Annotated in this window: 20 protein-coding genes and 1 tRNA gene; 14 read left to right on the top strand and 7 right to left on the bottom strand. The window is 71.5% G+C overall.

Annotated elements, in window-relative coordinates:
* Positions 1-300 precede the first annotated feature (300 nt).
* From OP04_RS13485 to OP04_RS53300, 5 genes are all read left to right on the top strand, one after another.
* Positions 301-1,881 carry a TIGR02677 family protein gene (locus OP04_RS13485; RefSeq protein ID WP_232323576.1) on the top strand — a complete coding sequence of 527 codons (1,581 nt, stop codon included), beginning with the start codon at positions 301-303 and terminating at the stop codon, positions 1,879-1,881.
* The gene (locus tag OP04_RS13480) at positions 1,878-3,053 is read left to right on the top strand and encodes a TIGR02678 family protein (RefSeq protein ID WP_033339992.1); all 1,176 of its coding nucleotides are present in this window, start codon (positions 1,878-1,880) and stop codon (positions 3,051-3,053) included. The genes OP04_RS13485 and OP04_RS13480 overlap by 4 nt, the downstream gene beginning before the upstream one ends.
* Positions 3,050-7,153 carry a TIGR02680 family protein gene (locus OP04_RS13475; protein WP_051797817.1) on the top strand — a complete coding sequence of 1,368 codons (4,104 nt, stop codon included), beginning with the start codon at positions 3,050-3,052 and terminating at the stop codon, positions 7,151-7,153. Before OP04_RS13480 ends, OP04_RS13475 begins: the two co-directional genes overlap by 4 nt.
* Before the next feature lie 29 nt (positions 7,154-7,182).
* Entirely contained in the window at positions 7,183-7,737 is a 555-nt protein-coding gene (locus tag OP04_RS13470; protein ID WP_157239789.1) for a hypothetical protein, read from the top strand.
* 88 nt (positions 7,738-7,825) lie between these two features.
* On the top strand, positions 7,826-8,017 hold the full coding sequence (locus OP04_RS53300) for a hypothetical protein (RefSeq protein ID WP_157239787.1): 192 nt from the start codon (positions 7,826-7,828) through the stop codon (positions 8,015-8,017).
* A 774-nt stretch (positions 8,018-8,791) separates the two neighbouring features.
* Here OP04_RS53300 and OP04_RS13465 read toward each other — a convergent pair.
* Positions 8,792-9,280, bottom strand: a complete 489-nt coding sequence (locus tag OP04_RS13465) for an amidohydrolase family protein (RefSeq protein ID WP_033339990.1) — start codon at positions 9,278-9,280, stop codon at positions 8,792-8,794.
* A 100-nt stretch (positions 9,281-9,380) separates the two neighbouring features.
* On the opposite strand from OP04_RS13465, the gene OP04_RS13460 reads away from it, so the two are divergent.
* Genes OP04_RS13460 through OP04_RS13445 form a run of 4 tightly spaced genes read left to right on the top strand, consistent with a single transcriptional unit; the run spans position 9,381 to position 12,547 of the window.
* Positions 9,381-9,920 (top strand): MarR family winged helix-turn-helix transcriptional regulator, encoded by a 540-nt coding sequence (locus tag OP04_RS13460; protein ID WP_033339989.1) that lies wholly within the window; start codon positions 9,381-9,383, stop codon positions 9,918-9,920.
* A complete protein-coding gene (locus tag OP04_RS13455) occupies positions 9,917-10,723 on the top strand; it encodes an inositol monophosphatase family protein (RefSeq protein WP_033339988.1) in 807 nt (268 codons plus the stop codon). The genes OP04_RS13460 and OP04_RS13455 overlap by 4 nt, the downstream gene beginning before the upstream one ends.
* A gap of 10 nt (positions 10,724-10,733) precedes the next feature.
* Positions 10,734-11,912, top strand: coding sequence for a sensor histidine kinase (locus OP04_RS13450; protein ID WP_033339987.1), 1,179 nt, complete (start codon positions 10,734-10,736; stop codon positions 11,910-11,912).
* The gene (locus tag OP04_RS13445; RefSeq protein WP_033339986.1) at positions 11,903-12,547 is read left to right on the top strand and encodes a response regulator; all 645 of its coding nucleotides are present in this window, start codon (positions 11,903-11,905) and stop codon (positions 12,545-12,547) included. Before OP04_RS13450 ends, OP04_RS13445 begins: the two co-directional genes overlap by 10 nt.
* Here the strand turns inward: OP04_RS13445 and OP04_RS13440 are convergent.
* On the bottom strand, positions 12,528-13,169 hold the full coding sequence (locus OP04_RS13440) for a DedA family protein (protein ID WP_033339985.1): 642 nt from the start codon (positions 13,167-13,169) through the stop codon (positions 12,528-12,530). The two genes, OP04_RS13445 and OP04_RS13440, sit on opposite strands and share 20 nt — an antisense overlap.
* 158 nt (positions 13,170-13,327) lie before the next feature.
* Here OP04_RS13440 and OP04_RS13435 point away from each other — a divergent pair, with 158 nt between their 5' ends.
* On the top strand, positions 13,328-13,987 hold the full coding sequence (locus OP04_RS13435) for a cutinase family protein (protein ID WP_033339984.1): 660 nt from the start codon (positions 13,328-13,330) through the stop codon (positions 13,985-13,987).
* A 132-nt stretch (positions 13,988-14,119) separates the two neighbouring features.
* Here OP04_RS13435 and OP04_RS53290 read toward each other — a convergent pair.
* Positions 14,120-14,265, bottom strand: a tRNA-OTHER gene (locus OP04_RS53290).
* A gap of 143 nt (positions 14,266-14,408) precedes the next feature.
* Positions 14,409-15,143 (bottom strand): DUF7873 family protein, encoded by a 735-nt coding sequence (locus tag OP04_RS13430; RefSeq protein ID WP_033339983.1) that lies wholly within the window; start codon positions 15,141-15,143, stop codon positions 14,409-14,411.
* A 313-nt stretch (positions 15,144-15,456) separates the two neighbouring features.
* On the opposite strand from OP04_RS13430, the gene OP04_RS13425 reads away from it, so the two are divergent.
* Positions 15,457-16,185 (top strand): DUF6082 family protein, encoded by a 729-nt coding sequence (locus OP04_RS13425; protein ID WP_033339982.1) that lies wholly within the window; start codon positions 15,457-15,459, stop codon positions 16,183-16,185.
* An 8-nt stretch (positions 16,186-16,193) separates the two neighbouring features.
* Here the strand turns inward: OP04_RS13425 and OP04_RS51670 are convergent, their stop codons facing one another.
* A complete protein-coding gene (locus tag OP04_RS51670; protein WP_085066436.1) occupies positions 16,194-16,391 on the bottom strand; it encodes a DUF397 domain-containing protein in 198 nt (65 codons plus the stop codon).
* Positions 16,392-16,559: 168 nt separating this feature from the next.
* Here OP04_RS51670 and OP04_RS13420 point away from each other — a divergent pair, with 168 nt between their 5' ends.
* Complete coding sequence (locus tag OP04_RS13420; RefSeq protein WP_157239785.1) at positions 16,560-16,982, top strand: hypothetical protein; 423 nt, start codon at positions 16,560-16,562, stop codon at positions 16,980-16,982.
* Here OP04_RS13420 and OP04_RS13415 read toward each other — a convergent pair.
* Both OP04_RS13415 and OP04_RS49590 read right to left on the bottom strand, forming a co-directional pair.
* The gene (locus tag OP04_RS13415; protein WP_033339980.1) at positions 16,979-17,347 is read right to left on the bottom strand and encodes a hypothetical protein; all 369 of its coding nucleotides are present in this window, start codon (positions 17,345-17,347) and stop codon (positions 16,979-16,981) included. The two genes, OP04_RS13420 and OP04_RS13415, sit on opposite strands and share 4 nt — an antisense overlap.
* 334 nt (positions 17,348-17,681) lie before the next feature.
* A complete protein-coding gene (locus OP04_RS49590) occupies positions 17,682-18,455 on the bottom strand; it encodes a hypothetical protein (protein ID WP_051797814.1) in 774 nt (257 codons plus the stop codon).
* 196 nt (positions 18,456-18,651) lie between these two features.
* Here OP04_RS49590 and OP04_RS13405 point away from each other — a divergent pair, with 196 nt between their 5' ends.
* Together OP04_RS13405 and OP04_RS13400 are read left to right on the top strand one after the other, a co-directional pair.
* Positions 18,652-21,534, top strand: a complete 2,883-nt coding sequence (locus OP04_RS13405) for a glycosyl hydrolase (protein ID WP_033339979.1) — start codon at positions 18,652-18,654, stop codon at positions 21,532-21,534.
* Positions 21,535-21,679: 145 nt separating this feature from the next.
* Positions 21,680-22,693: a LacI family DNA-binding transcriptional regulator gene (locus OP04_RS13400; RefSeq protein WP_033339978.1), complete on the top strand. Its 1,014-nt coding sequence runs from the start codon at positions 21,680-21,682 to the stop codon at positions 22,691-22,693.
* Positions 22,694-23,356 lie beyond the last annotated feature (663 nt).

The raw sequence follows: 23,356 nt of genomic DNA, 5'->3' as shown, positions 1-23,356 counted from the left end.
CAAGCGCCCGCGGGAGCAACGCTGCTGGACCGTGCTGGAAGCGGGAAGATGAATTGGATCTTGTTCTTGATCGTGATGGTCACGAACGTGTGCGCGCTCACAGATTGGCACGCCACGCGCGTCAACTCGTGTTCGTGGATGTTTCCCCACCTGGGGCATTAGGGAATCGCGGCCATTGTCCGGGTTGGGGGGATGCGGGGAAAAGCGCAACCCCGGCCGGACCTGTAGCCTGCCATGGGGTCCGCGATCGGCTCCCCGAAGGACTCGGTTTTCCAGGCACCGGCGGAGGAGGGGGCGCGGGTGAGCGACGCACGCCCTGTCTTTCGGCGCGTGCCGGCGGACATGTTCGCCTTCACCACCACCGAGCGGGCCGACCTGCACACCGCCGTCATGCAGGTGTTCGGCGAGTCCGCGGAGCGGCTCCGCGCGGCGCTGACGTTCGACGAGGTCCTGGCCGGCCTGCCCGAGATCGGGTGGTACGAGCCGGTCTCCGACGAGTCGATGGAGTACACGCTCGGCGCGCTGCACAAGCACGGCCTGATCGAGCGCACCCAGAATCACGCCGCGCAGTACGCGTCTGCCGCGGAATACGAGCGCCGCAACCTGCACTACTCGCTGAGCCGTAAGGGCGAGGCCGCCTACCAGGGCGTGCTGCACGCGATCGGCCTGCTGGAGGAGCCCGGCGCGCTGCAGACCGCGGTGCTGGACGCGATCGTGGCCCGCCTCGGCGAGCTGGACACGCTGCTCGGCGACGAGGGTTCGGACGACCGGCGTGTCCACACCGCACTGAGCGAGCTGGAGGGTCACCTTCAGGATCTGCGGTCCGGCGTGATCCGGTTCAACGGCGGCCTGCAGGGCCTGCTGCGGGACGAGGGCGCGGACGCGGCCACGTTCCAGGAGGTCAAGCAGGCGACGATCGTCTACCTGACCGACTTCGTGACCGATCTGGACGCCCGCCGGCACACGATCGCGGAGGCGGTGGCGCGCGTCGACCGGCGCGGCGTGGCGGTCCTGCACGCGCGGGCGCTGCGCGGCGCGGACCTGCCGGTGCTGCCCGGTCAGGACGATCCGGCACCGCGTTTCCTGGCCCGCCGTGCCGCGCGCTGGGCCGGTCTGCGCGACTGGTTCCTCCCGGCGGACGGCGCCCGCGCACGGGCCGAGGAGCTGGCCGACACGGCCCGCCGCGCGATCGTGGAGCTGATGCGCGCGCTGGAGCGGCTCAGCGAGAGCCGCCGGCGCGGTTCCGGCACGGCCGCGGACTTCCGCACGCTGGCCCGCTGGTTCTCCGCCGCGGAGTCGGACGAGGCCGCGCACGAGCTGTGGGCGGCCGCGACCGGCCTGTGGCCGGCGCGGCACACACACCTGGCGCCGGACGATCCGACCGCGGTCGGGCCGGGCACGTCCTGGTTCGAGGCGCCGGGCGTGCACGTCTCGCCGCTGCTGCGCACGCACGGGCAGTCCGACCGGGCGGCCCGCACCGCGCGCGTCCGGGACACCACGGAGATCCGGGAGCAGCGCCGTGCGCGGGCGCTGCGCGAGCGGCTGGAACTGGAGGAGGCGTGGTCGCGGCTGGCCACGCCCGGCCTGGTGCGGCTGTCCTCGTTCGCCCGGCTGGACCCGGGCAGCTTCTCCCGCCTGCTGGAGCTGCTGGCCCGCGCGCTGACCGTGCCCGCGCGCGACGGCGAGCGGCGCGCGTCCACCGCGGACGGGCGGCTGGTCGTCACGCTGCTGCCGCCGCCCGACCACCACCTGGCGTACCTGCGGACCGCGCGCGGCGTGCTGGTCGCGCCGGACTTCATCGTCTCGATCAGCGAGTCCCGGCCCGGTCAGGCCGCGCCGGTGCCGCTGCGTCCCGACTTCCGTCGTGAGGCGACCGCGTGAGCGACCTGCGTTCCGAGCTCGACCGACAGCGCGGCACCGAGCGTGCGCAGGCGATCCGCGCGCTGCTGGCCCGGCCGCTGCTCACCCGCGCCGCCGACCCGGACGACTTCTTCCTGGTCGCACGGCACGCGGCCGAGCTGGTGCCGTGGTTCGAGGCACAGACCGGCTGGCGGCTGTCGATCGAGGCCCGGCAGGGGTACGCCCGGCTGGCCAAGGTCTCCGCGACCCCGGACGGCACCCGCCCGGCCCGGCGCCTGCGCGGCAACCGGGACCCGTTCGACCGCCGCCGCTACGCGCTGTTCTGCATGCTCGCGGCCGAGCTGCTGCCCGGCCAGGTCACCACGATCGGCATCCTGGCCGGCCTGCTGGCCCAGGCGACCGCGGTCGAGCCGTCGATACCGACGTTCGACAGCGCCAGCCGCGAGGACCGGCGCGCCTATGTGGACGCGCTGATGCTGCTGGAACGGTTCGGCGTGCTCACCGCCACGGACGGCAGCACGGACGCGTACCTGGAGCACGCGGACGCGAAGGTGCTCTACCGGGTGGACGCCACCCGCCTGGCCCGGCTGCTGGCGGCGCCGCAGTCGCCGTCGCGGATGGCCGGGCCGGACGTGTCCGCGCTGGTCGACGAGCCCGGCTACGACGACGACGCGGACCGGCTCCGGCACGCGGTCGTCCGCCGCCTGCTGGACGACCCGGTGGTCTACTTCGACGCGCTGCCCGAGGCGGAGCGGGCGTATGCGACCGGGCTCCCCGGCCGCCAGCTGATCCGGGCCGCGATCGCGGAGGCCGGCCTGCAGCTGGAGGAGCGGGCCGAGGGAATGCTCGCGATCGACCCGGACGCGGTCGCCACGGACGAGCGCTTCCCGGCGGAGAACAGCGTGCCCGCGCAGACCGCGCTGCTGCTGCTCGACACGATCCTGGCGGCGTACCCGGCGCCGGTGCCGCACGACGTGCTCGCCGCGCAGATCGCGGACCGGTTCACCGAGATGCCGGCCTGGGCACGGACCTATCGCTCGGACGGTGGCGCGCAGCGACTGCTGACCGAGGCGCTGGCCGTGCTGGAGCGCTTCAAGCTGGTCGACGGGCTCACCGCCCGCCCGGCCGCCGCACGCTACGCGGAAACGCCCGACGGAAGCGCGAAGACCCCGAGGCCCCGGAGGGCGCGTTGACCCTGTTGACCCTGCCCCCGCACCAGCCGTCGGACGACCCGTTCGCGGTCGCGGTCGCGCGGCAGCTCGCCGGACAGCTGCGGTCGGACCGCTGGGCCCCGACCCGGGCCGGCGTGCTGAACGTGTGGCGCTACTTCGACGAGATCTTCACGTTCCACCACGGTCGGCTGCTGCTGCGCGGGCCGAACGGCACCGGCAAGTCGAAGGCGCTGGAGCTGCTGCTGCCGTTCCTGTTCGACGCGTCGCTGCGCCCGTCGCGGCTGTCCACGTTCGGCGGTTCCGAGCGCACCATGCACTGGAACCTGATGGGCGACGGCTACCCGCACACCACGCGCGTCGGGTACGTGTGGCTGGAGTTCGGGCGTACCGACGCAGGCGGCGCGGCGCGCTGGTTCACCTGCGGCGCACGGCTGGCGGCGTCATCGAACACCCGCACGGTCGACGCCACCTACTTCACCACCACCTCCCGGGTCGGCGTGCCGGGCGGGTTCTCGCTGGTCAAGCCGGGCAACGTGCCGCTGACCAAGCCGGACCTGACGGCCGCGCTGGAGGGGCACGGCACGGTGCACGAGGGCGCGGAGGCGTACCGGCAGGCGGTCCGCGACGCGGTCTTCCACGGACTCTCCGACGCGCAGTACGAGACGCTGATCGCCACGCTGCTGCAGCTGCGCACGCCGAAGCTCTCCGAGCACCTGAACCCGGACGCGCTCTCCGAGGTGCTGTCCAAGGCGCTGCCGCCGCTCGACCCGTCCGGGCTGACCGAGATCGCCGAGGGCTTCGAGCGCCTGGACCACAGCCGGGAACGGCTCAGCGCGCTGGACACCGAGGTCGACGCCGCGACCCGGCTGGCCGAGCGCCAGCAGCAGTACGCGCGCCGGGCCCTGCGCCGCGGCGCGGGCGACCTGATCAACGCGACGGACGAGCTGGACGAGGTGTCCCGTGAGGCCACCCGCCAGCGCGAGGCGCACGCGTCCGCGGTCGCGGAGCTGGCCGAGGTCACCACGCGCCGCGAGGAGCTGGAACGCGACGGCGCGCTGACCGAGGAGGCGATCGGTGGCCTGCGGGACAGCGCCGCGTTCCGCGAGGGCCGCCAGCTCGACGAGATCCGCTCGGGGCTGCGCGAGAGCCGCAACGCCGCGCTCACGGCCGAGGAGACCTGCCGGGCGCGCCGTACCGACGCGGACCGGGACTCCGAACGGGCCGAGACGCGCCGCACCGAGCTGGCCGCCGCGTCCGCGGCCGAGGCCCGCTCCTGGCACGACACGGTCGCGCTGGCCCGGCGCGCCGGCCTGACCGGGCTGGTCGAGCCGTTGGCCGACGAGTCGAGCGACCAGGCGCGGGCGCTGCTGCGCGGCGTGCTGCTCGGGCGTGAGGGACAGGTCGACGAGGTCCGCGCCGTGATCGACGCGCACCGCCGGGCCGCGGCCGACCGGGAGCGCGCGGCCCCGCGCCGTGAGGCCCGCGCCGCGGACCGGGACGAGGCGCAGCAGACGCTGAGCGCGGCCCGGCAGGCGTACGAGGAGCGTGTCGCCACCCACCGGGAGAGCATCGCCGCGTGGGCCGCCGCCTGCACCGTGCTCCCGGTCGCGCCGGTCGCCCCGGTCCTGGCAGACCTCGGCGCGGACGAGGTGGCGCTGGCCTCGCTGATCGGCGACGTGACCGCGGAGGTCCGCGAGCGCATCGCGGCCGACCACACCGCCGGCATGGCCCGCGACCGCGAGCTGCTGGCCAAGCGCACGCCGCTCTCCGCGGAGTACGCCGCGCTCACCCGCCGCCCGCCCGCCGGCCCGGACGCGCCGAAGCACCGCACCGCGGCCCGCGACGAGAACCGTCCCGGCGCGCCGCTGTGGCGCGTGGTGGCGTGGCACGACGGCGTACCGCCGGGCACCCAGGCCGCGGTGGAGGCGGCGTTGCAGGCGTCCGGGCTGCTGGACGCGTGGATCCGTCCGGACGGTGCGATCGCGCTGGCCGCGGACGGGCACGACACCGCGATCGCGTCGATGGGCGCGCTGCCCGCGGCCGGCGACTCGCTGCTGTCCATCCTGGACGCGGCCCCGGCCGAACGCGGCGAGGCGCTGCCGGTCGCGCCGACCGCGGTCCGCCAGATCCTGAACGCGATCGGATATGCCGAGACCGCGCCCCGGCAGGGCGTCGGCGTCGGCGCGGACGGCACCTGGCGGCTCGGCCTCGCCTACGGCAGCTGGTCCAAGCCCGAGGCCGAGTTCCTCGGCCCGGACGCCCGCGAGCGCGCCCGCCAGCGCCGCCTGGCCGAGCTGGCCGGCGAACTGGCCACGCTGGACGCGGCCCGGGAGAAGGTCGCGGTCGCGATCGCCGGCCTGCGCACCGAACGCGCCACGCTGGACGCGGAGGCCGCGGCCCGCCCGTCACTGGCCGACGGCGCCCGCGCGCTGGAGGCCGTGCAGCGTGCCGAGCTGCGCCTGGCCACCGTGCACGACCTGCTGGACGAGGCCGAGTCCGACCTCGCGGTCGCGGACGAGTCGGCCCGTGCCACGCTGCGCGACCTGACGCTGACCGGCTCCCGGCAGAGCCTGCCCACCACGCCCGGCGACCTGGAGCAGCTCGCGGACGCGCTCCGCGCGCTCCGGCAGGCCGGCGAGGGCTGGCTGGCGGACCGCGCCCGGCGCGACGCGGCCACCGAGCGGCTGGCGGACGCGGAGGACGCGGAGGCCCGGTCCGCGTCCGCGGTGTCCGAGGCCGAGGACACGCTGGCCGCCGCGCGCTCCCGGGCGGAGGCCGCCCAGACCCGGCTGGAGTCCGTCGAGGGCGCGGTCGGCACCGACTTCAGCGCGGTCCTCGACCAGGTGGACGTGCTGCGCGCCCGCGCGGAGAGCCTGAAGCGGGACGAGCGCGCGCTCCGCCCCCGCCACGACGAGCTGATCAGCCGGATCAGCGACCTGAACGCGCGCGCGGACACCGCGGAGCGCGCCCGGGACGCCGCCACGGCCGAACGGGACGCCGCCGTCACCCGCCTGGCCCGGCTGGCCGGCCTGCTCGGCCCGGACGCCGGCCTGGAGGCGCGGCTGACCGGCCTCGGCGCGGTCACGGCAACGCTGCAGGCCGCCCGCGCGATCGCGGAGGAGTGCGGCTCGCTGCCGCACGGCCCCCGGCACCTGCGGCAGGACGAGAGCGCGCTGGCGGACGTGCTGCACACCATCCGCGAGTCGCTCACCGGATATGCCGACCTGTCCATGGAGGCCGACGAGCAGTGTGACGTGCAGGTCGTCTCCGCCAGCGTGGACGGCCTGCGGATCAGCCCGGCGCAGCTGGCCGCGCGCGTGACGACGGAGCGGGACGAGACCCGGTCGATGCTCGGCGCGGAGGAGCGCGACCTGTTCGACCGCACGCTCCTCGGCGACACCCGGCGGCACGTGGCGGAGCGGATCCGGCAGGCGACCGGCCTGGTCCGGCAGGTGAGCGCGCAGCTGGAGCAGGTGCGCACGGTCTCCGGCCTGGGCGTGCGACTGGTCTGGGAGGTCAACCCGGACCTGGGACCCGGCCTCAAGCAGGCCCGCGACCTGCTGCTGGCCGACCCCGGCACGCTCTCCGACGCCGAGCGCGGCGTGCTGCACGACTTCTTCCGCGCGCGGATCGACGAGCTGCGTACCACCGGCGCCGCGTCCGGCTGGGACCAGCAGCTCAGCGAGGTGCTCGACTACCGGCGCTGGCACCGGTTCGTGGTGCAGATGCGGTCCGGCGGCGAGGACTGGGCGCCGGTCACCCGCAAGCAGCACGGTGCGAAGTCCGGCGGCGAGAAGGCGATCGTGCTGCACCTGCCGCTGTTCGCCGCCGCGGCCGCGCACTACCGGGCCGCGCCCGAGGCGCCGCGGCTGATCCTGCTGGACGAGGTGTTCGTCGGCGTCGACCAGATGAACCGCGGCCAGCTGATGGAGGTGCTGACCGGACTGGACCTGGACCTGATGCTGACGTCCGATCAGGAGTGGTGCACGTACTCCGAGGTCGACGGCATCGCGATCCACCAGCTCATCGCCGGCGACGCGGACGGCGACGACGCGGTCACCACGGCCCGCTTCGTCTGGACCGGCCAGGACTTCCTCCCCGCCGACGAGCCACGAGCATAGGTCAAGTTTGAGCGGGTACGGTGGGCCGCATGGCCGGCCTCGATCTTGACTACCTGCACCGCGCCGTGGCGCCGGAGATCTTCGACGCGGCCCACGCGGTCGCGGAGGAACTGGACGACCTGCGCCCCCACCACGGCGGCGCACTCGGCACCGTCGGCCAGGAGAACCCGGTCCCGCACCGGGCCTGGGCCGGCTTCGTCGACGGCTCGCTGGCCGGCCGCTGCGACTGCGGTGCCATGGGCGCCCAGCCGGACGACTTCTGCGTCCACATCGTCGCCGTGATCATCGCGGCGCTCAACGAGGCCTTCCGCTGGTCGCCGTCCGCCACGTTCCCCGACACGCTCGACGATCCCGCCGCGGCCGTCCCGTCACCAGCCGCCGCGCGTTCGGCCCCCGGCGGGTCCCCGCAGCCCGAGACACCGGAGTCCGCCGTCCGCCGTCTCGCCGGCGTGGCCGCGACGCTGCCGCCCGGCCTGCTGGCCCGCGTGGTCGCCGAGCACGCGGCCGCCGACCCCCGCCTCGAGTCCGCCCTGCTCGCCGCCGCCGGCCTCCCCGCCGCCCACCTGGCAAAGTCGGCCAGATAGCAGGCGCGGCCCGGCCCGTGCGCTTCACGCTTGCCCGAGGCGATTCCGGACCCCGATTTTCCCGCGCTCGGGGTGGCTGCGGCCCGGCGTGACCGCGAGCCCTTCGGCCGACGATCCGGACCCGCGTGCTCCTGACCCGGACCCGGACCCGGACCCGGACCCGGACCCGGACCCGGACCCGGACCCGGACCCGGACCCGGACCCGGGAGAAAGTAATACCAGCCACGCGACGTCTCCGGCACGCAGCGCGGGCACCGTGCGCGGGTCTGTCGTAGCGTAGCGGGCGCTCTGCGCCCGAAATTTCATGAGATTGCGGGCCTGCTGGCGTGGAGGCAAAGGCCCGCCCGCACCCGACGCGCCGGAACCATCGCTCGCCCGCGACCATGCCGACCGGCGCGAGCGGGTCCTCGCAGAAAGGATCATTGGGTGCCGCAAAAACCAGGTCCACAGCGGCGTGTCGACCTGGTTTTTGCGGCACCCAATGATCCACAAGATGGAGGCGTTCTCCTGCTGGCTGCTATGTCGCGATATTTCGGGCGTGGCGTGCTGGCGGCGTCTCATCGACGGTCGATCCTGCAAGCGATCGAGGCCAGACACCGCATGACTGCCTAGTGCCCGTGCCCGTGCCCGTGCCCGTGCCCGTGCCCGTGCCCGTGCCCGTGCCCGTGCCCGTGCCCGTGCCCGTGCCCGTGCCCGTGCCCGTGCGCTGTCGGTGTCGCGTCCTGCTGGAGCGCGAGGGCCGTGATCAGCCCTCGCCGTCACCGCGAACCCTGCTTCGATGCTTGCTCTGGTGATGCGCGTTTCTGGCCCGGCCGGAGAAGGCCGGTGGATCGCCCCACGAATCGCTACCGCGGTCCGTGGGGCGGACCGCAGTGGGTGCGTACGTGGTTTTCCGTGACCAGCGGCGGGACTGGCTCCGAGCGACGAGCGGAGCGCCAGCGGAGCCCGACGCGAGGTTTGCCCGCGGGAGCAGACGGGCCGGACCGCGCTGGAAGCGGGAAAATGAATTGGATCTTTATTTTGATCTTGCCGTGCGGCCTCGGGAGGAGGCCGGTCAGGCGGCGGCCGATGCTGTGGGGGTGGAGACGATGCGGCCGCCGATCATGACGGTGCGGACGTCGTCGGGGCCGAGTGAGGTGACGACCGCGCCGGCGAGGCGGGAGACGTCCATGACGTGTTCGAGGCCGGCGAGGGTGACCAGGTCGGCGCGGCTGCCGACGCTGATCGAGCCGGTGCCGGCGGTGCGCAGCGTGGCCGTCGCGGCCTCGGTGACCGGCCGGGAGCCGGGGGCGGGGGTGCAGGCGTTGCCGGTGCGTTCGACGCGGAGTGCGGCGCGCAGGCGGCGGAACGTGTCCGGACCGGCCATGGCGGCGAAGCCGGGGATGACCACCTCGCCGCGGATGTCGATCTCGGTGGCGCCGTCGGCGGGGAGCGCGGGGCCGATGGCCTCGATCCGGTCGCCGGAGATGAGCACGTCGGTCGCGGGCAGCTCGCCGAGCTGCGGATCCATGGTGATGACGTGGCCGTTGCGGAGGACGATCATGATGCTGTCCCTCCCTCGTGTCGAGCGACTAACCAGGAAAGCTTTTCAAAAAGCTATCGGCAAAGCTTTCCGGATGCAAGGTGAAATGTATGCTGGTCTGGTGAACGAGGCCACCGCACGCCGGGACGCCGTCGACGCGCTTGTCGAGGCGTGGCGGTCGGACCTGCCCACATTCGCGGGTGTGGAGCTGGAGCTGTGCAAGCGCGCGTCTCGGCTCAGCATCCTGATCCACGAGGCGACCAACGCGAGCCTGGCCGCGCTGGGTCTCACCAAGGCCGAGCACGAGGTGCTGTCCGTGCTGCGCGCGGCCGGCGAGCCCTATCAGCTGCGGCCCGTCGACCTGATTGACCGCCTGCGCTTCTCCTCCGGCGGCACCAGCAACCTGCTGCGCCGGCTCGTGGTGGACGGCCTGGTCGTCAAGGAGGCGGACGACCGCGACGCGCGTTCCACCTGGGTGCGGCTCACCGCGCAGGGCATGGAGACGTCCGAGGCCGCGGTGCGCGCGCAGGCCGAGGCGCAGCACGCGGTGCTGGCCCGGGTCAGCCCGGAGGCCGCCCGCGCCGCCGCGGACGCGTTGCGCGAGGTCCTGCTGGCGCTGGGCGACACGCCCAGTGTGGACAGCGCGGCCAAGAAGCGATGACGGACGCGCTCGACGCCGCACGGGAGGTCGCCCGGCTGGCCGGTGCGGAGCTGCTGCGCAGGTTCCGCGGCCCGGCCCGGATCGACGTCAAGAGCAGCGTGACCGACCTGGTCAGCGACGCGGACCGGGCGGCGGAGGCGGTGGCGCTGGCGTTCCTGCGCCGCCACCGGCCGGACGACTCCGTGCTCGGCGAGGAGGGCGCGTCGCACGACGGCGCGTCCGAGTTCCGCTGGGTGGTCGACCCGCTGGACGGCACGGTCAACTATCTGAGCGGCATCCCGTTCTGGTGCGTGAGCGTGGGCTGTGAGCGCCGCGACGGCGACGGGTGGCGTCCGTGGCTGGGCGTGGTCTACGACCCGGTGCACGACGAGCTGTTCCACGCGACCGCGGACGACAAGGCCCACCTCAACGGCGAGCCGATCCGCCGCGCGCCGGACCCGGTGCTGGCGGACGCGGTGCTGTCCACCGGCTTCGCCTACGACCTGGGTCATCGCGGCCACCAGTCCGCGTTCCTCGCCGGGCTGTTGCCGGAGGTGCGCGGCGTCCGCATGGTCGGCTCCACCGCGCTCGCGCTGTGCTGGGTCGCGGCCGGGCGGCTCGACATCTACGTCGAGGACCGCACCAAGCGCTGGGACTACGCGGCCGGCTGGCCGATCGCGGCCGAGGCGGGTGCGGACGTGCGGCTGGTCGGCTCGGTGCTGCTGGCCGCGCCGCCCACGCTGGCCGACGGCCTCGCGACCCGGATCGCGGCGCACGACCTGCGGTTGTCCACAGGTCCGGTTGCGGAGAACCACAGCCGCTAGCCTTGACCCGGTGCGGATCTGGAGCGTGGCCACCGCGAGTGCCCGCCTGGTCTGGGGGCTGGTCGTCGGCGCGCTGACCGCGGTCGCCACGCTGCTCGGGCTCGCCCTGGCCGGTCTGGTGCTGGCCCCGGCGCTGGCCTGGCCGTCCGCGCGCGAGGCATCGATGCACCGCCTGACGCGTACCGTGCTGGCGTTCGTGGAGTTCGAACGGCACCGCCTGTTCCACCTGTTCGGGGACTCGGAAGCCAAAACCTATCGGGGGTACGGCCCGGAGCGCGCGATCGCCTATCTCGGCGTCCGTTGGCCGGTCGGTCTGCTCGGTGGCGGCATCCTGCTGCTGTTCGTCTACGGCGCCGCCACCATCGTGGTCTTCACCTGGTTCTGGCTCACCGGCCGGCACCCGGACAACATCCCGCCCAGCCCGTGGATCATTACGTACCTGGCCGTGGCCTGCGGTTTTGCGCTGTTCCTGGGCGTGCAGGGGCTGATCGGCGTGGTCCGGCTGGAGCTGCGCGTCGCCCGCCGCTTCCTCGGCCCGACCCCGGCCGACCTGCTGCGCCTGCGCATCGAGCAGCTGTCCGCCACCCGGGCGGACGTGGTGGAGGCGGTGGACGCGGAGCGCCGCCGGATCGAGCGGGACATCCACGACGGCGTGCAGCAGCGCCTGGTCGCGCTGGGCATGCTGCTCGGCCGCGCCCGGCGCAGCGCCGCGGCCGGTGACGAGGCGAAGTCCGCCGGGCTGCTGGCCCAGGCGCACGACGAGTCCCGCGAGCTGCTGGACGAGTTGCGCGAGGTGGCGTGGCGCGTCTATCCGGCCGCACTGGACACGCTGGGCCTGCGGGACGCGCTGGCCGGCGTGGCCGAGCGCGCGCCGTTCCCGGTGACGGTCCGTTATGACGTGCCCGAGCCGCCACCCGCGCCGGTGGTGACCGCGGCCTACTTCGTGGTGTCCGAGGCGGTGACGAATGCGGTCAAGCACGCGTCCGCGTCCCGCGTGGAGATCGTGGTGACTCGGGAGAGGAAGACGATGACGGTACGGGTGACGGACGACGGCACCGGCGGCGCGGACCCGGGCGGGGCCGGGCTGACCGGCCTGGCCCGGCGGGTCGCGGCGCTGGACGGCCGGTTCACCGTGATCAGCCCGGTGGGCGGCCCGACCGAGGTCCGGGTGACGCTGCCGTGCGCGTGATCCTGGCGGAGGACTCCGCGCTGCTCCGGGACGGTCTGCGCCGGCTGCTGGTGGACGAGGGCTACACGGTGGTGGACGCGGTCGGCGACGGCGCCGCGCTGGTCGAGTCCGTCGCCGCGCACCTGCCGGACCTGGTGGTGGCCGACGTGCGCATGCCCCCGAGCCACACGGACGAGGGCCTGCGCGCCGCCCTGGAGATCCGCCGTCGCTGGCCCTCGATCGGCGTGCTGATGCTGTCGCAGTACGTCGAGCAGCGTTACGCGGTCGAGCTGCTGACCGGCCACGGGACCAGGGTCGGCTACCTGCTCAAGGACCGCGTGGCGGACGTGGGGGAGTTCCTGGAGGCGCTGGCCCGGGTGGGTGCGGGCGGCACCGCGTTCGACCCGGAGGTGGTCCGGCAGCTGCTGCGCCGGACCACGCACACGGACCCGCTGACGAGGCTGACCGGCCGGGAGAAGGACGTGCTGGACGCGATGGCCCAGGGGCACAACAACGCGTCCATCGCCACCCGCCTGCACGTCTCGCAGAGCGCGGTGGAGAAGCACGTCCGCTCGATCTTCGACAAACTCGGCCTGGCGGACGCGGACGGCTACAGCCGCCGCGTCCTGGCCGTGCTCAGATACCTGGGCGAGTAGGGACGCGTTTGCGGATGCGGTAGAGCACGAACACCGCGGCGACGACGAGGCAGACCGCCAGCACACCCTTGGAGTAGGCGCTGACGGTCTCCTCGACGACGTGCCAGTTCTCGCCGAGCACGTACCCGGCGATCACGAAGACCGCGTTCCAGATCGCGCTGCCCAGTGTGGTGTAGAGCAGGAACCTGCCGAAGCGCATGCGCTGCACCCCGGCCGGCACCGAGATCAGGCTGCGGAAGATCGGGATCATCCGCCCGAAGAACACCGCCTTGCCGCCGTGCTTCGCGAACCACGCCTCGGTCCGGTCCATGTCCGACAGTTTGATCAGCGGCAGCCGGTCCGCGATCGCCCGGAGCCGGTCGCGGCCGATCGCGGCGCCGATCCAGTAGAGGATCGCGGCGCCGGCCACGGATCCGGCGGTGGTCCAGAAGAGCGCCGCGGCCAGGCTGAGGTCGCCGCGCGATGCGGCGAACCCGGCGAGCGGCAGGATCACCTCGCTGGGCAGCGGCGGGAAGAGGTTCTCCAGCGCGATGAGGAGACCGGCGCCGGGCGCGCCGAGCGTCTCCATGATCGAGACCGCCCAGCCGGCGACCCCGTCCATCGGTTCGTTGGTTATGGCCATGGTGAGAACCGTAGAAACGGAGGCTTCGCTCCGGTATGGGGCGGGCCGCCGAGTCTGCCTGCGGAAAACCGCAGGGTCACCCGTTCGGTGTGAACCCGGCCTGGTCGCGGCGCCGTAAATCTATGTGCACCGGGACTCACATAAGTTGGGAGAACACCATGAAGGGCAAGAAGCTGGCCGCGCTCGTCGCGGGCGCGCTGATCGTCGGCGGTGGCGTGGTCGCCGGGCCGTACGCGTTCGCCGCCGTCGCCCCCGGCAACACCTGCGCGGACCTGGAGATCATCGGCGCGCGCGGCACCACGGAACGCCCCGGCCTCGGCATCGTGCTCACGCCGCTGGCCGACCGGATGACGCGGGAGATCTCCCGGACCGTCCGCACGACCGCGCTCGACTACCCGGCGAACTTCAACTACACGGCCAGCGTGCGCGCCGGCGTTGCCCAGCTCGAGGACGACATCGCCGCGACGGCCGCGGAGTGCGAGGACACCCGGTTCGTGCTGATGGGCTATTCCCAGGGGGCGGACGTGGTCGGCGACACGCTGGTGGGACTGGACGACGCGCTGGCCGGGAAGGTGGCATCCGTGCTGCTCTTCGGTGATCCGACGTTCACCGGCGGCGAGGACTTCAACGTCACGGACGGCGCCCGCCAGGGTGTCTTCCCGCGCGGCGCCGGGCGCCTGGACGCGTTCGCCGACCGGATCCAGTCGTACTGCAACCGCAACGACCGCTTCTGCCAGTCCGGCACGAGCCTGGCCGCACACCTGAACTACGCCGGCTTCCAGGACGAGGCGATCGCGTTCACCTCAGAGAGGGCCTAGATATGGCGGAGCCCCGGGTTACCCTACCCGGGGCCCCTTACAGTGGCCACCCATTTGCACACGCCAGTGACGTTTAAGGCCGCAGTTCAATCTGATGTCATCGCGCTCTGCCATTGAGCTACCGCACCATGTTGGAGGGGCGGACCGGACTCGAACCGGTAACCTCGTGACGGAATCCGCGACCACTCGATCTGGCGATCGGTGGCGAATGCTGAGCCTGGAGCGAGAATCTGAGCTTGATGTCGCCCTGGGGCTGCCTCTACCGGTTGGGCTACCCCGCGGTGGTCGGTCGCGGGGGGAGGAGTCGAACCTCCACTGTGGCCTTCGAGACGGTTCAGCCTGATCCGTTCAGTCTCAGTTTTTTGTCAGGGCACCTGATGCGGCACCCCTGCCCCGCCGCTCCACAGCGGGGAGTCCTTGGTTATCGCGCGAACAGGTAACCGAACACGGCCTCCCCGGCCTTGGCGTCGGTCACCTCGTGCGCGTTCGCCTGCTCGCGGGCGAACTTCACGGCCTGCTGCAGCTTCTCCACGCGCTCGCGCAGCTCCTTGACCCGGGTCGCGGGCAGCGCGCCGGAGAGCTTCACGGTCGTCCAGTAGCCGACCGGCTGGTCCTCGGTGTAGACCTCGACCTGCGCCGGGTGCTCCTTGGTCGCCTCGGCCTTGACGTGGTTGCGCATCACCTTGCGGCTGCGCACCGTCTCCACCGGGTCGGACGCGTAGGCGCCGATCTCCGGGCTGAACGTCCAGTTCTCCGCCGGGTCCAGCACCGGGAGCTTGTCCACGAACGTGTGCAGGTCGGTGAGCTGCTTCTCCAGGAACAGCAGGTACGTCACCGGGACGTCGCGCAGCAGCGCCCGGCCGTCGACCACCACGTCCGCCTTGGCCAGCGTGTTCGCCGAGTCCTGCGTCAGCACCAGGTCGAACAGCCGGGTCAGCGTCTTCGCGGTCTCACCCAGCACGTCCTCCGCGGAGAGCTGCACACGCGTGGACTCGGGCGGCAGCTGCTCGCCCTCCTCGTCCTTCGGCCGGTACTTCCGGGAGATGCCCCCGAGCAGCGGCGCCTTCTGCGTGTTGCGGTGCGAGTCGGTGAAATCGCGGAGGCTCTGCGCCTTGACACCCTTGGTGATCGCGATGATCTGGCTGAGCGTGGTCACAGAGAGATCTTCGCCTACCGGTGCAACCTCACGCCAGCAATATTGCGCCGACCGCCACGATCAGCACCCCCACGCCGGCGATCACCCAGCCCATCCACTCCGGTACCTCGCGTGGCCCCATGACGGCACCTTTCACTCAGGCTCTCACTGCATTCACTCACGTCCAGTGTTCGAGCCCGGTTCGGCGCCGGACAGGGGCGTCGCCCATGCGGGTGACCAGCAAGGACATCGTTCGTGTACGTCCCGGGCCCCGGTTGCCGTCACCGCGACAATGAGATGCACGTCGATTCTTCTCACGGCCGGAGCGTGTGCCATGACCATGCCACCCGTACGGCGCGGCGGTGAGGCCACGCGTGTGCTGTTCCGCGGCGTCGCCATCGTCGCCGTCATCGCGCTCGCGGCGGCGGTCGCGACCGTCATCCTGCTGTCACCCGTGGCCGTCGGCCTGATCAGTCGCGGCAGCCAGGACTGGTCCCAGCTGAGCGAGATCGGCCAGGCCTACGGCGGGGTGTCGGCGCTGCTGTCCGCGGTCGCGCTGGCCGCGGTGGTGCTCCTGCAACGCGGCCAGGTCCGGCACGAACGCGCCTGGCTGCTGCGGGAACGGCATCTGACCGTGGTGAAGATGGCGCTCGACGACCCGTTCTACGCCCAGTGCTGGGGCCCGCGCATGGCCCCGGACGGCGTCGACGAGCGCCTCTTCTACTACGTCAACCTCATCCTGCTGCTCTGGCAGGACTCCTGGATCCACGGCGATATCAGCGACGACGAGGTCTGCAACTACGCGGCCGGGCTGTTCGGCGGCGCGGTCGGCCGCGAGTACTGGTCACGGCACGGTTCATGGCGGCTATCGCTGACCCGGGGTCGTCGCCGCCGGTTCCTGCGACTGATCGATGGTGAGTTCCGCCTCGCGGTCAGCGCCGGCCCTCCGATCCGGTTGCTGGAACCCTCGCACGATCGGCCTCGTTCCCGCCTCCGATCGGCCCGCTCCGTCCCCGATCGGACCGGTCGCTTCCGCCGACCGTCCCGCACGCTCCGGCATTAAGTCGAGGTCTAGTGGTTTTTTTCGGCGTCGAAACGGCCGGACTTGACTGCTAGTGTGAATGACGTCCATTGACCTTTGTGGAAGGTGATCGCAAAGTCCGGATACTTCGAGTCGCGTACGAATATCGAATCTGCATCGCGCATTACTTCGACACAGTGCAGATCTGCGATGCAACGACTGCTCTTGAACCAGGAAATGTTGTGCATCTACTGTCCTCGCGGCGTTTCGGATCTGGCGTGCCAATCATTCATCCGCCCGCTGGCAGCGATCAATACACAAAAATGGAAGTTATGTGGCGGAGGTACTGGCAGCTCTACCTCAAAGTGGAGCAAATCGCCCGCAGGGGTGTTCGACGCGACGGTAAGGAAGGGGTCATGGCGCACGTTATTCCGGCTGCCGGGTGGAGTGCGGAGGATTTCATCGCGCACCGGCGGAAGCTCGCGGGCGATGGCCGCGACGCCGTGCGGCGCCTCGACGACGAACTGGAACGCCTGCCGCGAACGGATGTGTCACTGGCGCTGGACGTCTACACGCGACTCGCCGAGAGCGTGCACGTCGCGGACCGGGAGGCGGTCGCCGTGCGCATAGATCTCCTGCTCGCCGTGAGCCCAGATCGGGCGGCCGCCATCTGGCGCACCCTGCTCGCCGACTCCGAGAAGGTCATACGGCTCGCGGCGTACGAGACGCTGGAGTTGGCTCGGGACGAGGTGGAGAGCGGAAGCGCCGACGTCCTCGCGCTGACGGAGGTGCTTCCGCCCGCTGACCTGATCCGGGAGTGGGGGGAAGGGGCTTGCTAGGCGGCCTCGCGTGCGGAGAGCCGACTGTGCAGACGGAGCGCGAGGTCCTCCAGGAACGCTCCCTTGTAGGTGCTGGTCCGGGCGGTGCGGCCGGTGACCTGCATGAGCTGCCCGGCCGATTCATAGCGCAGAGTCAGCTTCTCGGGGCCCGGCGTGAGATGTAGCAGAGTCATGAGGAACTGAGCACGTTTCTCGCCCACCTCGACGATCACGGCGCGGAGCAGGGCCTCGGCGTCTCTGGCCCGCTCCAGGTCGGTTCGTTGCTCATTCTCTGCCACCGGGCAGAGCAGGTCTCGCAACATCTGGTGCTTCGCATTGAGCTGTGGCGCGCGAGCCCCCTTCTTCAAGGTTTTCTCCAGGAGCACCTTTATCTCGTCCGGAGTGGGTATCAAGGTGGTGCCTTTCGTCCTCCAATGAAAGAAAACGCATTCAGGGATATGACCCGACCCGTGGGTTTCCGGTGCCCAGGCGTCCAGGGCTGTGGCCCAAGATCCTGAAGAGCGATCTTCGGAGAGTGCTCGGGGCGTCGAGGTCGTCCTAAACGGACTCATACTACCGCCCGGAGACTGTGAAAGCAGGAGAGTGTCGCCAACTCGCGACGGCTGTGGAATTGATTAAGTCGACGTTGTTCAATCATAGGTAAATCTGCGCCTGGAATCGGCGCGCACCGGATCCGTAGGGGTATCGAAAGAGTGAAGATCAGCCACCGAAATACTGATATACGGAGTCCGGAGGCGTGACGACCTGGTCGGCCGGTGGGGCCTGGACGTCGAACGGTTCGCCGAACGCGGAGTAGCGCGTCTCGATCATGGGGGCCTTGCCGGCGGTGACGGCCGGGAGGTCGAGCTGCAGGTGGACGAGACGGCCGCGCTCGTCCAGCCGGGCCAGGAACGGGACCGCGCGGGCCGCGTCGCCGAGGCCGGCGATGTCGGAGGTGCTGAACGACAGGCCGGTGCCGGTGCCGACCTGGGCGAGGTCGACCGTGCCCTTGTAGCGGCCGTCCGGCAGGCGGCTCGCGTCCGTGATCGCGGCGAGCAGACGGTTCGCGCCGCCGGCGTCGTTGGTGCCGGGTGTGAAGCCGACCTCCAGGCCGCGCTTGATCTTCGACTGGTCGATGCGCATCCAGCGCGCGTCCACGCCCGGGATCGCTGCGCCCTCGATCTGCATGAAGACGTCGTCGCCGAGCAGCCGGGTGCGCACGGTCATCGTCCGTTCCTCGCCGGTCGCCTGCCGCAGCGCCATCTCGGCGCGGCGGTGCGGCACGTCCATCCTGCTGGTGGTGCGCATGGCGTCGCCGGACTCGACCTCCACCGTGAAGCTCTCGGTCTGCAGGTGGTCGGCGGAGCGGGCGAGCGCGGTCAGTGCGGACTCCCGGGCCGCGTCCGCGGTGGTCTCCGGCGCGGGACCGCCACCGTCGCAGCCCGCGACAAGCGCAAGGACCAGGGCAAATCCGGCGAGGGTACGGCTGCGCACGCGCTCTCCTCCGTCGAGGGCCAAGCCCCTACCGTACCCAATATTGATGATCTTCATGATTCGGCATCGGCAATGTTGAGAGCGCTCTCTTGACAGGAATAGCGACGCACGTCACTCTGATGCCACCCCCGTGGAAAGCGCTCTCAGAGAGCGCGGACACCGGCTCGTCCCCCGGTGCCATCAGGAAGAGGTACCCATGCCCTCTCGATCCCGCTGGCGGTCCATCGCCGCCGGCGCCGTTCTCGCACTCGTCTCCGGCCTCCTCACGGTGGCGATCACGCGCTCCGCGGACGCGGCCACCGTCGGCGCCGGCAGCTACACCGAGACGCCCCCGGCCGGCGCGGCGCTGCCCAACGGCTGCGGCGCGCTCACCACGAATCCCCGGCAGTACGTGACCGCGAACGCGCCCGCCGGCGCCGTACCCACGAATGACTGGTGGTCGTCACTGCTGTTCAAGCGCACCGACTGCTCCTACAGCGAGCCGCTGCACGCGCACCCGCTCGCGTTCGACCCGTCCGCGGGCGGGCTCGGCCTCTCGTACACCACCACGCCGACGATCAGCGGCACCGCGACCGGCGTGGGGGAGTACCACTACCCGTACCAGCAGGATCTGCTCGTCGGCGTCGCGGGGCTGAACTCGCCGGACGTCAAGGTGGACGGCTGGAGCGACTGGACCGTCACTCCCTACTGGAGCGACGGCGCGCGCACGCTCAAGGCCACCATCGGGCACGGGCTGCCGTTCTCGTACTACCAGGTGACCGGCGGCAACGCGCAGCTCACCACGGCCGGCACGCCCACGGTCTGGTCGAACAGCGGCAGCGTCATCGGCTTCACGGCCGGCGGCAGCGACTACGTGGCCTACGCGCCGTCCGGCGCGACCTGGGCGGTCAGCGGCACGTCGATCACGTCGGCGCTGGCCGGACGCGGGTACTTCTCGGTGGCGGTGCTGCCGACGACGTCCTCCACCTCGACCGCGGCGAAGCAGGCGCTCGCGTCGTCCTACGGGACCTACGCGCACGCGCACGTGACCGGCACCCGGATCGCGTACACCTACAGCCCGAACAGCAACAACGCGCTGAGCACCACCTACTCCTTCACCACCGTGGCCCGGGAGGGGAGCGCCACCGGCACCGTGGTCTCGCTCTACCCGCACCAGTGGAAGTACCTGAGCGGCTCCACGCCGATCTCGGACAGCTACATCTCCGCGCGCGGCGTCATGAAGGTGCTCACCGGCGTCAGCAGCTTCCGGACCGCGATGACGTTCCACGGCGCGCTGCCGGAGATCCCGGGCGTCGGCAACTCCGGCGCGGACCTGACCACGCTGACCGGCTACCTCTCGTCCGCGCAGGCCAACCCGGAGGACAACCGCGGGCCGGACACGTACTGGACGGGCAAGGGGCTCGGCCGCGCGGCCCGGATCGCGGAGATCGCGGACCAGGTCGGCAACACGGCCGTGCGCAACAGCGCGCTCGCCGCCATCAAGTCCCGGCTGACGAACTGGCTGACCGCGTCGTCCGGCGAGTCGCAGTCGCTGTTCTACTACAACGCCAACTGGGGCACGCTGATCGGCTACCCGGCGTCGTACGGCTCCGACCAGGAGCTCAACGACCACCACTTCCACTACGGGTACTACATCGCGGCCGCGGCCACGCTCGCCCGGTTCGAACCGGCGTGGGCGTCGAGCGGGCAGTACGGCGGCATGATCGACCTGCTGATCCGGGACGCGAACAACTACGACCGGAACGACACGCGCTTCCCGTACCTCCGCGATTTTGATATTTACGCCGGTCACGACTGGGCGTCGGGTCACGGCTCGTTCGGCTCCGGGAACAACCAGGAGTCCAGCTCCGAGGGCATGAACTTCGCGAACGCGCTCATCCAGTGGGGCCAGGTCACCGGCAACACCGCAGTCCGTGACGCCGGCGTGTTCATCTACACCACGCAGGCGGCCGCGATCCAGGAGTACTGGTTCGACTCGTCGGACACGAACTTCCCGTCCTCGTTCGGGCACAGCACGGTCGGCATGGTCTGGGGCAGCGGCGGTGCGTACGCCACCTGGTTCACGGCCGAGCCGGAGATGATCCAGGGCATCAACATGCTGCCGGTCACCGGCGGTCACCTCTACATGGGCTACAACCCGGCCTATGTGACCACGAACTACAACGAGCTGGTACGCAACAACGGCGGCGCGCCGACCGTGTGGCAGGACATCCTCTGGGAGTTCCTGGCGCTCGGCAACGGTGACCAGGCGCTGGCGAACTTCCGGGCGAACAGCGGCTTCACCTCCGAGGAGGGGGAGAGCAAGGCGCACACGTTCCACTGGATACGCAACCTGTCCGCGCTCGGCACCGTGGACACGACCGTCACCGCGAACCACCCGCTGGCCGCGACGTTCGTCAAGAACGGGGCGCGCACCTACGTGGCGTCCAACGTGAGCTCCAGCCCGATCACGGTCACGTTCTCCAACGGCACGACGCTGACCGTGGCGGCCGGCAAGACCGCGACGACCGGCGCCTGGACCTGGTCCGGCGGCAGCGGCGGAGGCGGCACCCCGCAGCCGACTCCCACCGCGACCCCTACGCCCACTCCCACTTCCACGGGCTCTCCCGGTGCCGCCAACCGCTACCTGATCTCCGGCGGCGGGCTCAACGGCACGGCGGCGGGCGCCGGGAGCGTGTCGATCAGCTCGGCCGGCGGGGCGAACTACGACGGCACGCCGCACAACCCGACCACGTTCACCGCGACCGGCGTCACCAACACGTACAACGGGGGCAGCACCGCCTTCGACCTCTACGTGGACGCGGGCACCGGCGTCGGGCTCGGCACGCAGGTCCGGGTCTCCTACGACCTGACCGGCGACGGCACGTTCGACCGCGTCGAGACGTACCGGTACTTCGCCACCGACCCGGTCGGCGGCTACGAGCACTACACGCAGGCCGCCGGCCTCGCGTCCTCGTCCGGCGCGCTCGGCAACCTGCGCAACGGCACGATCAAGGTCGAGGTGTGGAACGCGATCGGCAACGGCGCGTCCACGCTCGGCGTCGGCAACCAGTCGATCGTCCGGCTGCCGTTGTCCTAGCCCTTGTCACCGTCCCGTCCGGCCGGCCCTGTGCCGTGCCGGGCGGGACGCATGCGGTCAACCGCCTTGGCGTCCGGCCGGTAGGCTGCACACGCAGCGCTGAAACGGTTTCGAAACGATCTTTCTTGAGAGAGCGGGGGCGCACGTGACGGCGGCTCGGGAGCGTCCGACGTTGGAGGCCGTGGCCCGCCGGGCCGGCGTGTCGAGGGCCACCGTGTCCCGCGTCGTCAACGGCTCCACCACGGTCGCCGAGGACATCCAGGAGAAGGTCAAGATCGCGGTCCGGGAGATGGGCTACGTGCCCAACCAGGCCGCCCGCAGCCTGGTCACCCAGCGGACCGACTCGATCGCGCTGATCCTCCCCGAGATGCCCAACCGCGTCTTCTCCGACGACCAGTTCTTCCCCGGCATCATCCGCGGCGTCAGCCAGGAGCTCGAGGCCGGCGACCGGCAGCTGGTCCTGATGCTGGCCGGCTCCACCGCAGGCCACAGCCGCGTCGAGCGCTACGCGATGGCCGGCCACGTCGACGGCGTCATGTTCGCCTCGATGCACGGCGCCGACCCGCTCCCGGCCGCGCTGGCCGCGATCGGCATCCCGGTCGTGTGCAGCGGCCGTCCGCTGCAGCACCACAGCGGCGTGCCCTACGTCGACGTCGACCACATCGCGGGCGTCTCGTCCGCCATGCGGCATCTGATCTCGTCCGGCCGCCGCCGGATCGCCACCATCGCGGGGCCGCAGGACATGATCGCGGGCATCGACCGGCTGACGGCGTACCGAGACGCGATCGAGGCGGACGGGCAGGTTCCCCGCATCGCCTACGGCGACTTCACCCGCGAGTCCGGGGCCGCCGCGATGCGTGAGTTGCTCGACGCGGACCCCGATCTCGACGCGGTGTTCATCGCCTCGGACCTGATGGCGCACGGTGCGCTGCGCACGCTGCGGGCTTCCGGCCGCCGCGTTCCCGACGACGTCGCGGTGATCGGCTTCGACGACATCGAGATCGCGCAGTTCACCGACCCGCCACTGACGACCGTCCGCCAGCCCATCGTGGATCTGGGGCGCCAGATCGCGCGCCAGATGCTGATCATCCTGGCGGGGGAGCCGGTGCCGCCGGCGGTTCTTCTTCCCACGGATCTGATCATTCGGGAATCGGCTTAAAGAGCTTTAAAAGCGGATATTCCCACTTGGTCGTGGGTTGCGTTCCGCGTGCTCCCGCGGGCCTCGGATCCGTGGGTGGTCACCAGAAGAGCAACGGGCGCTGCGCGCCCGTTCTGCGGGTGATCGCCGAAGGAACGTGGGCGACTCGGATCTGTCGTGATGGAGGGGGCGGGCCGCGCGCGGTCGACTCGTGAGCGGTGGTCTGAAGGGCGGCCTCCGGCGGGCCTCCGGCGGGAGCCTCCGACACCGGGGCGGCGGAAAGGCCTTTCAAATGCGATGCCCCAGATCCGGGTGGTGGGGTTTCGTGCGGCCTGGCTGCCCCGTCTGCCGTCGACTCGGGGCAAGCCGAGCAGATCATCGGCAGGGCCGCCGGCTTTGGTCTGTCGTGCGGCGGGTTCGTGGTTCTCGCGTTTGGGTGGGCGCTTCTCGCTGATGGGCGGCGGTTCTCGGGTGGTCCGGTTTTGAGGGTTCCGTATCGCGGCCCGCCGGCGGTTGCGTCGTGGCCGGGTTCAGGCTTGCGTTTCGCTGTTTGCTGCCGGTGTGTTGGTGGCGGCCCTGCCGATGATCTGCACCCCTGCGGGCGGGTCGACGGCATACGGGGCAGCCAGGCGGTCACCCCTGTGGCTGCTTACGCATAAAAGACAAAAGACCCGCCCGTGGGCA

Source organism: Catenuloplanes japonicus, from assembly GCF_000717135.1.
Classification (GTDB): domain Bacteria; phylum Actinomycetota; class Actinomycetes; order Mycobacteriales; family Micromonosporaceae; genus Catenuloplanes; species Catenuloplanes japonicus.
Note: the sequence above shows the minus strand (reverse complement) of the source record. Positions and strands in the feature narration are given on the sequence as shown.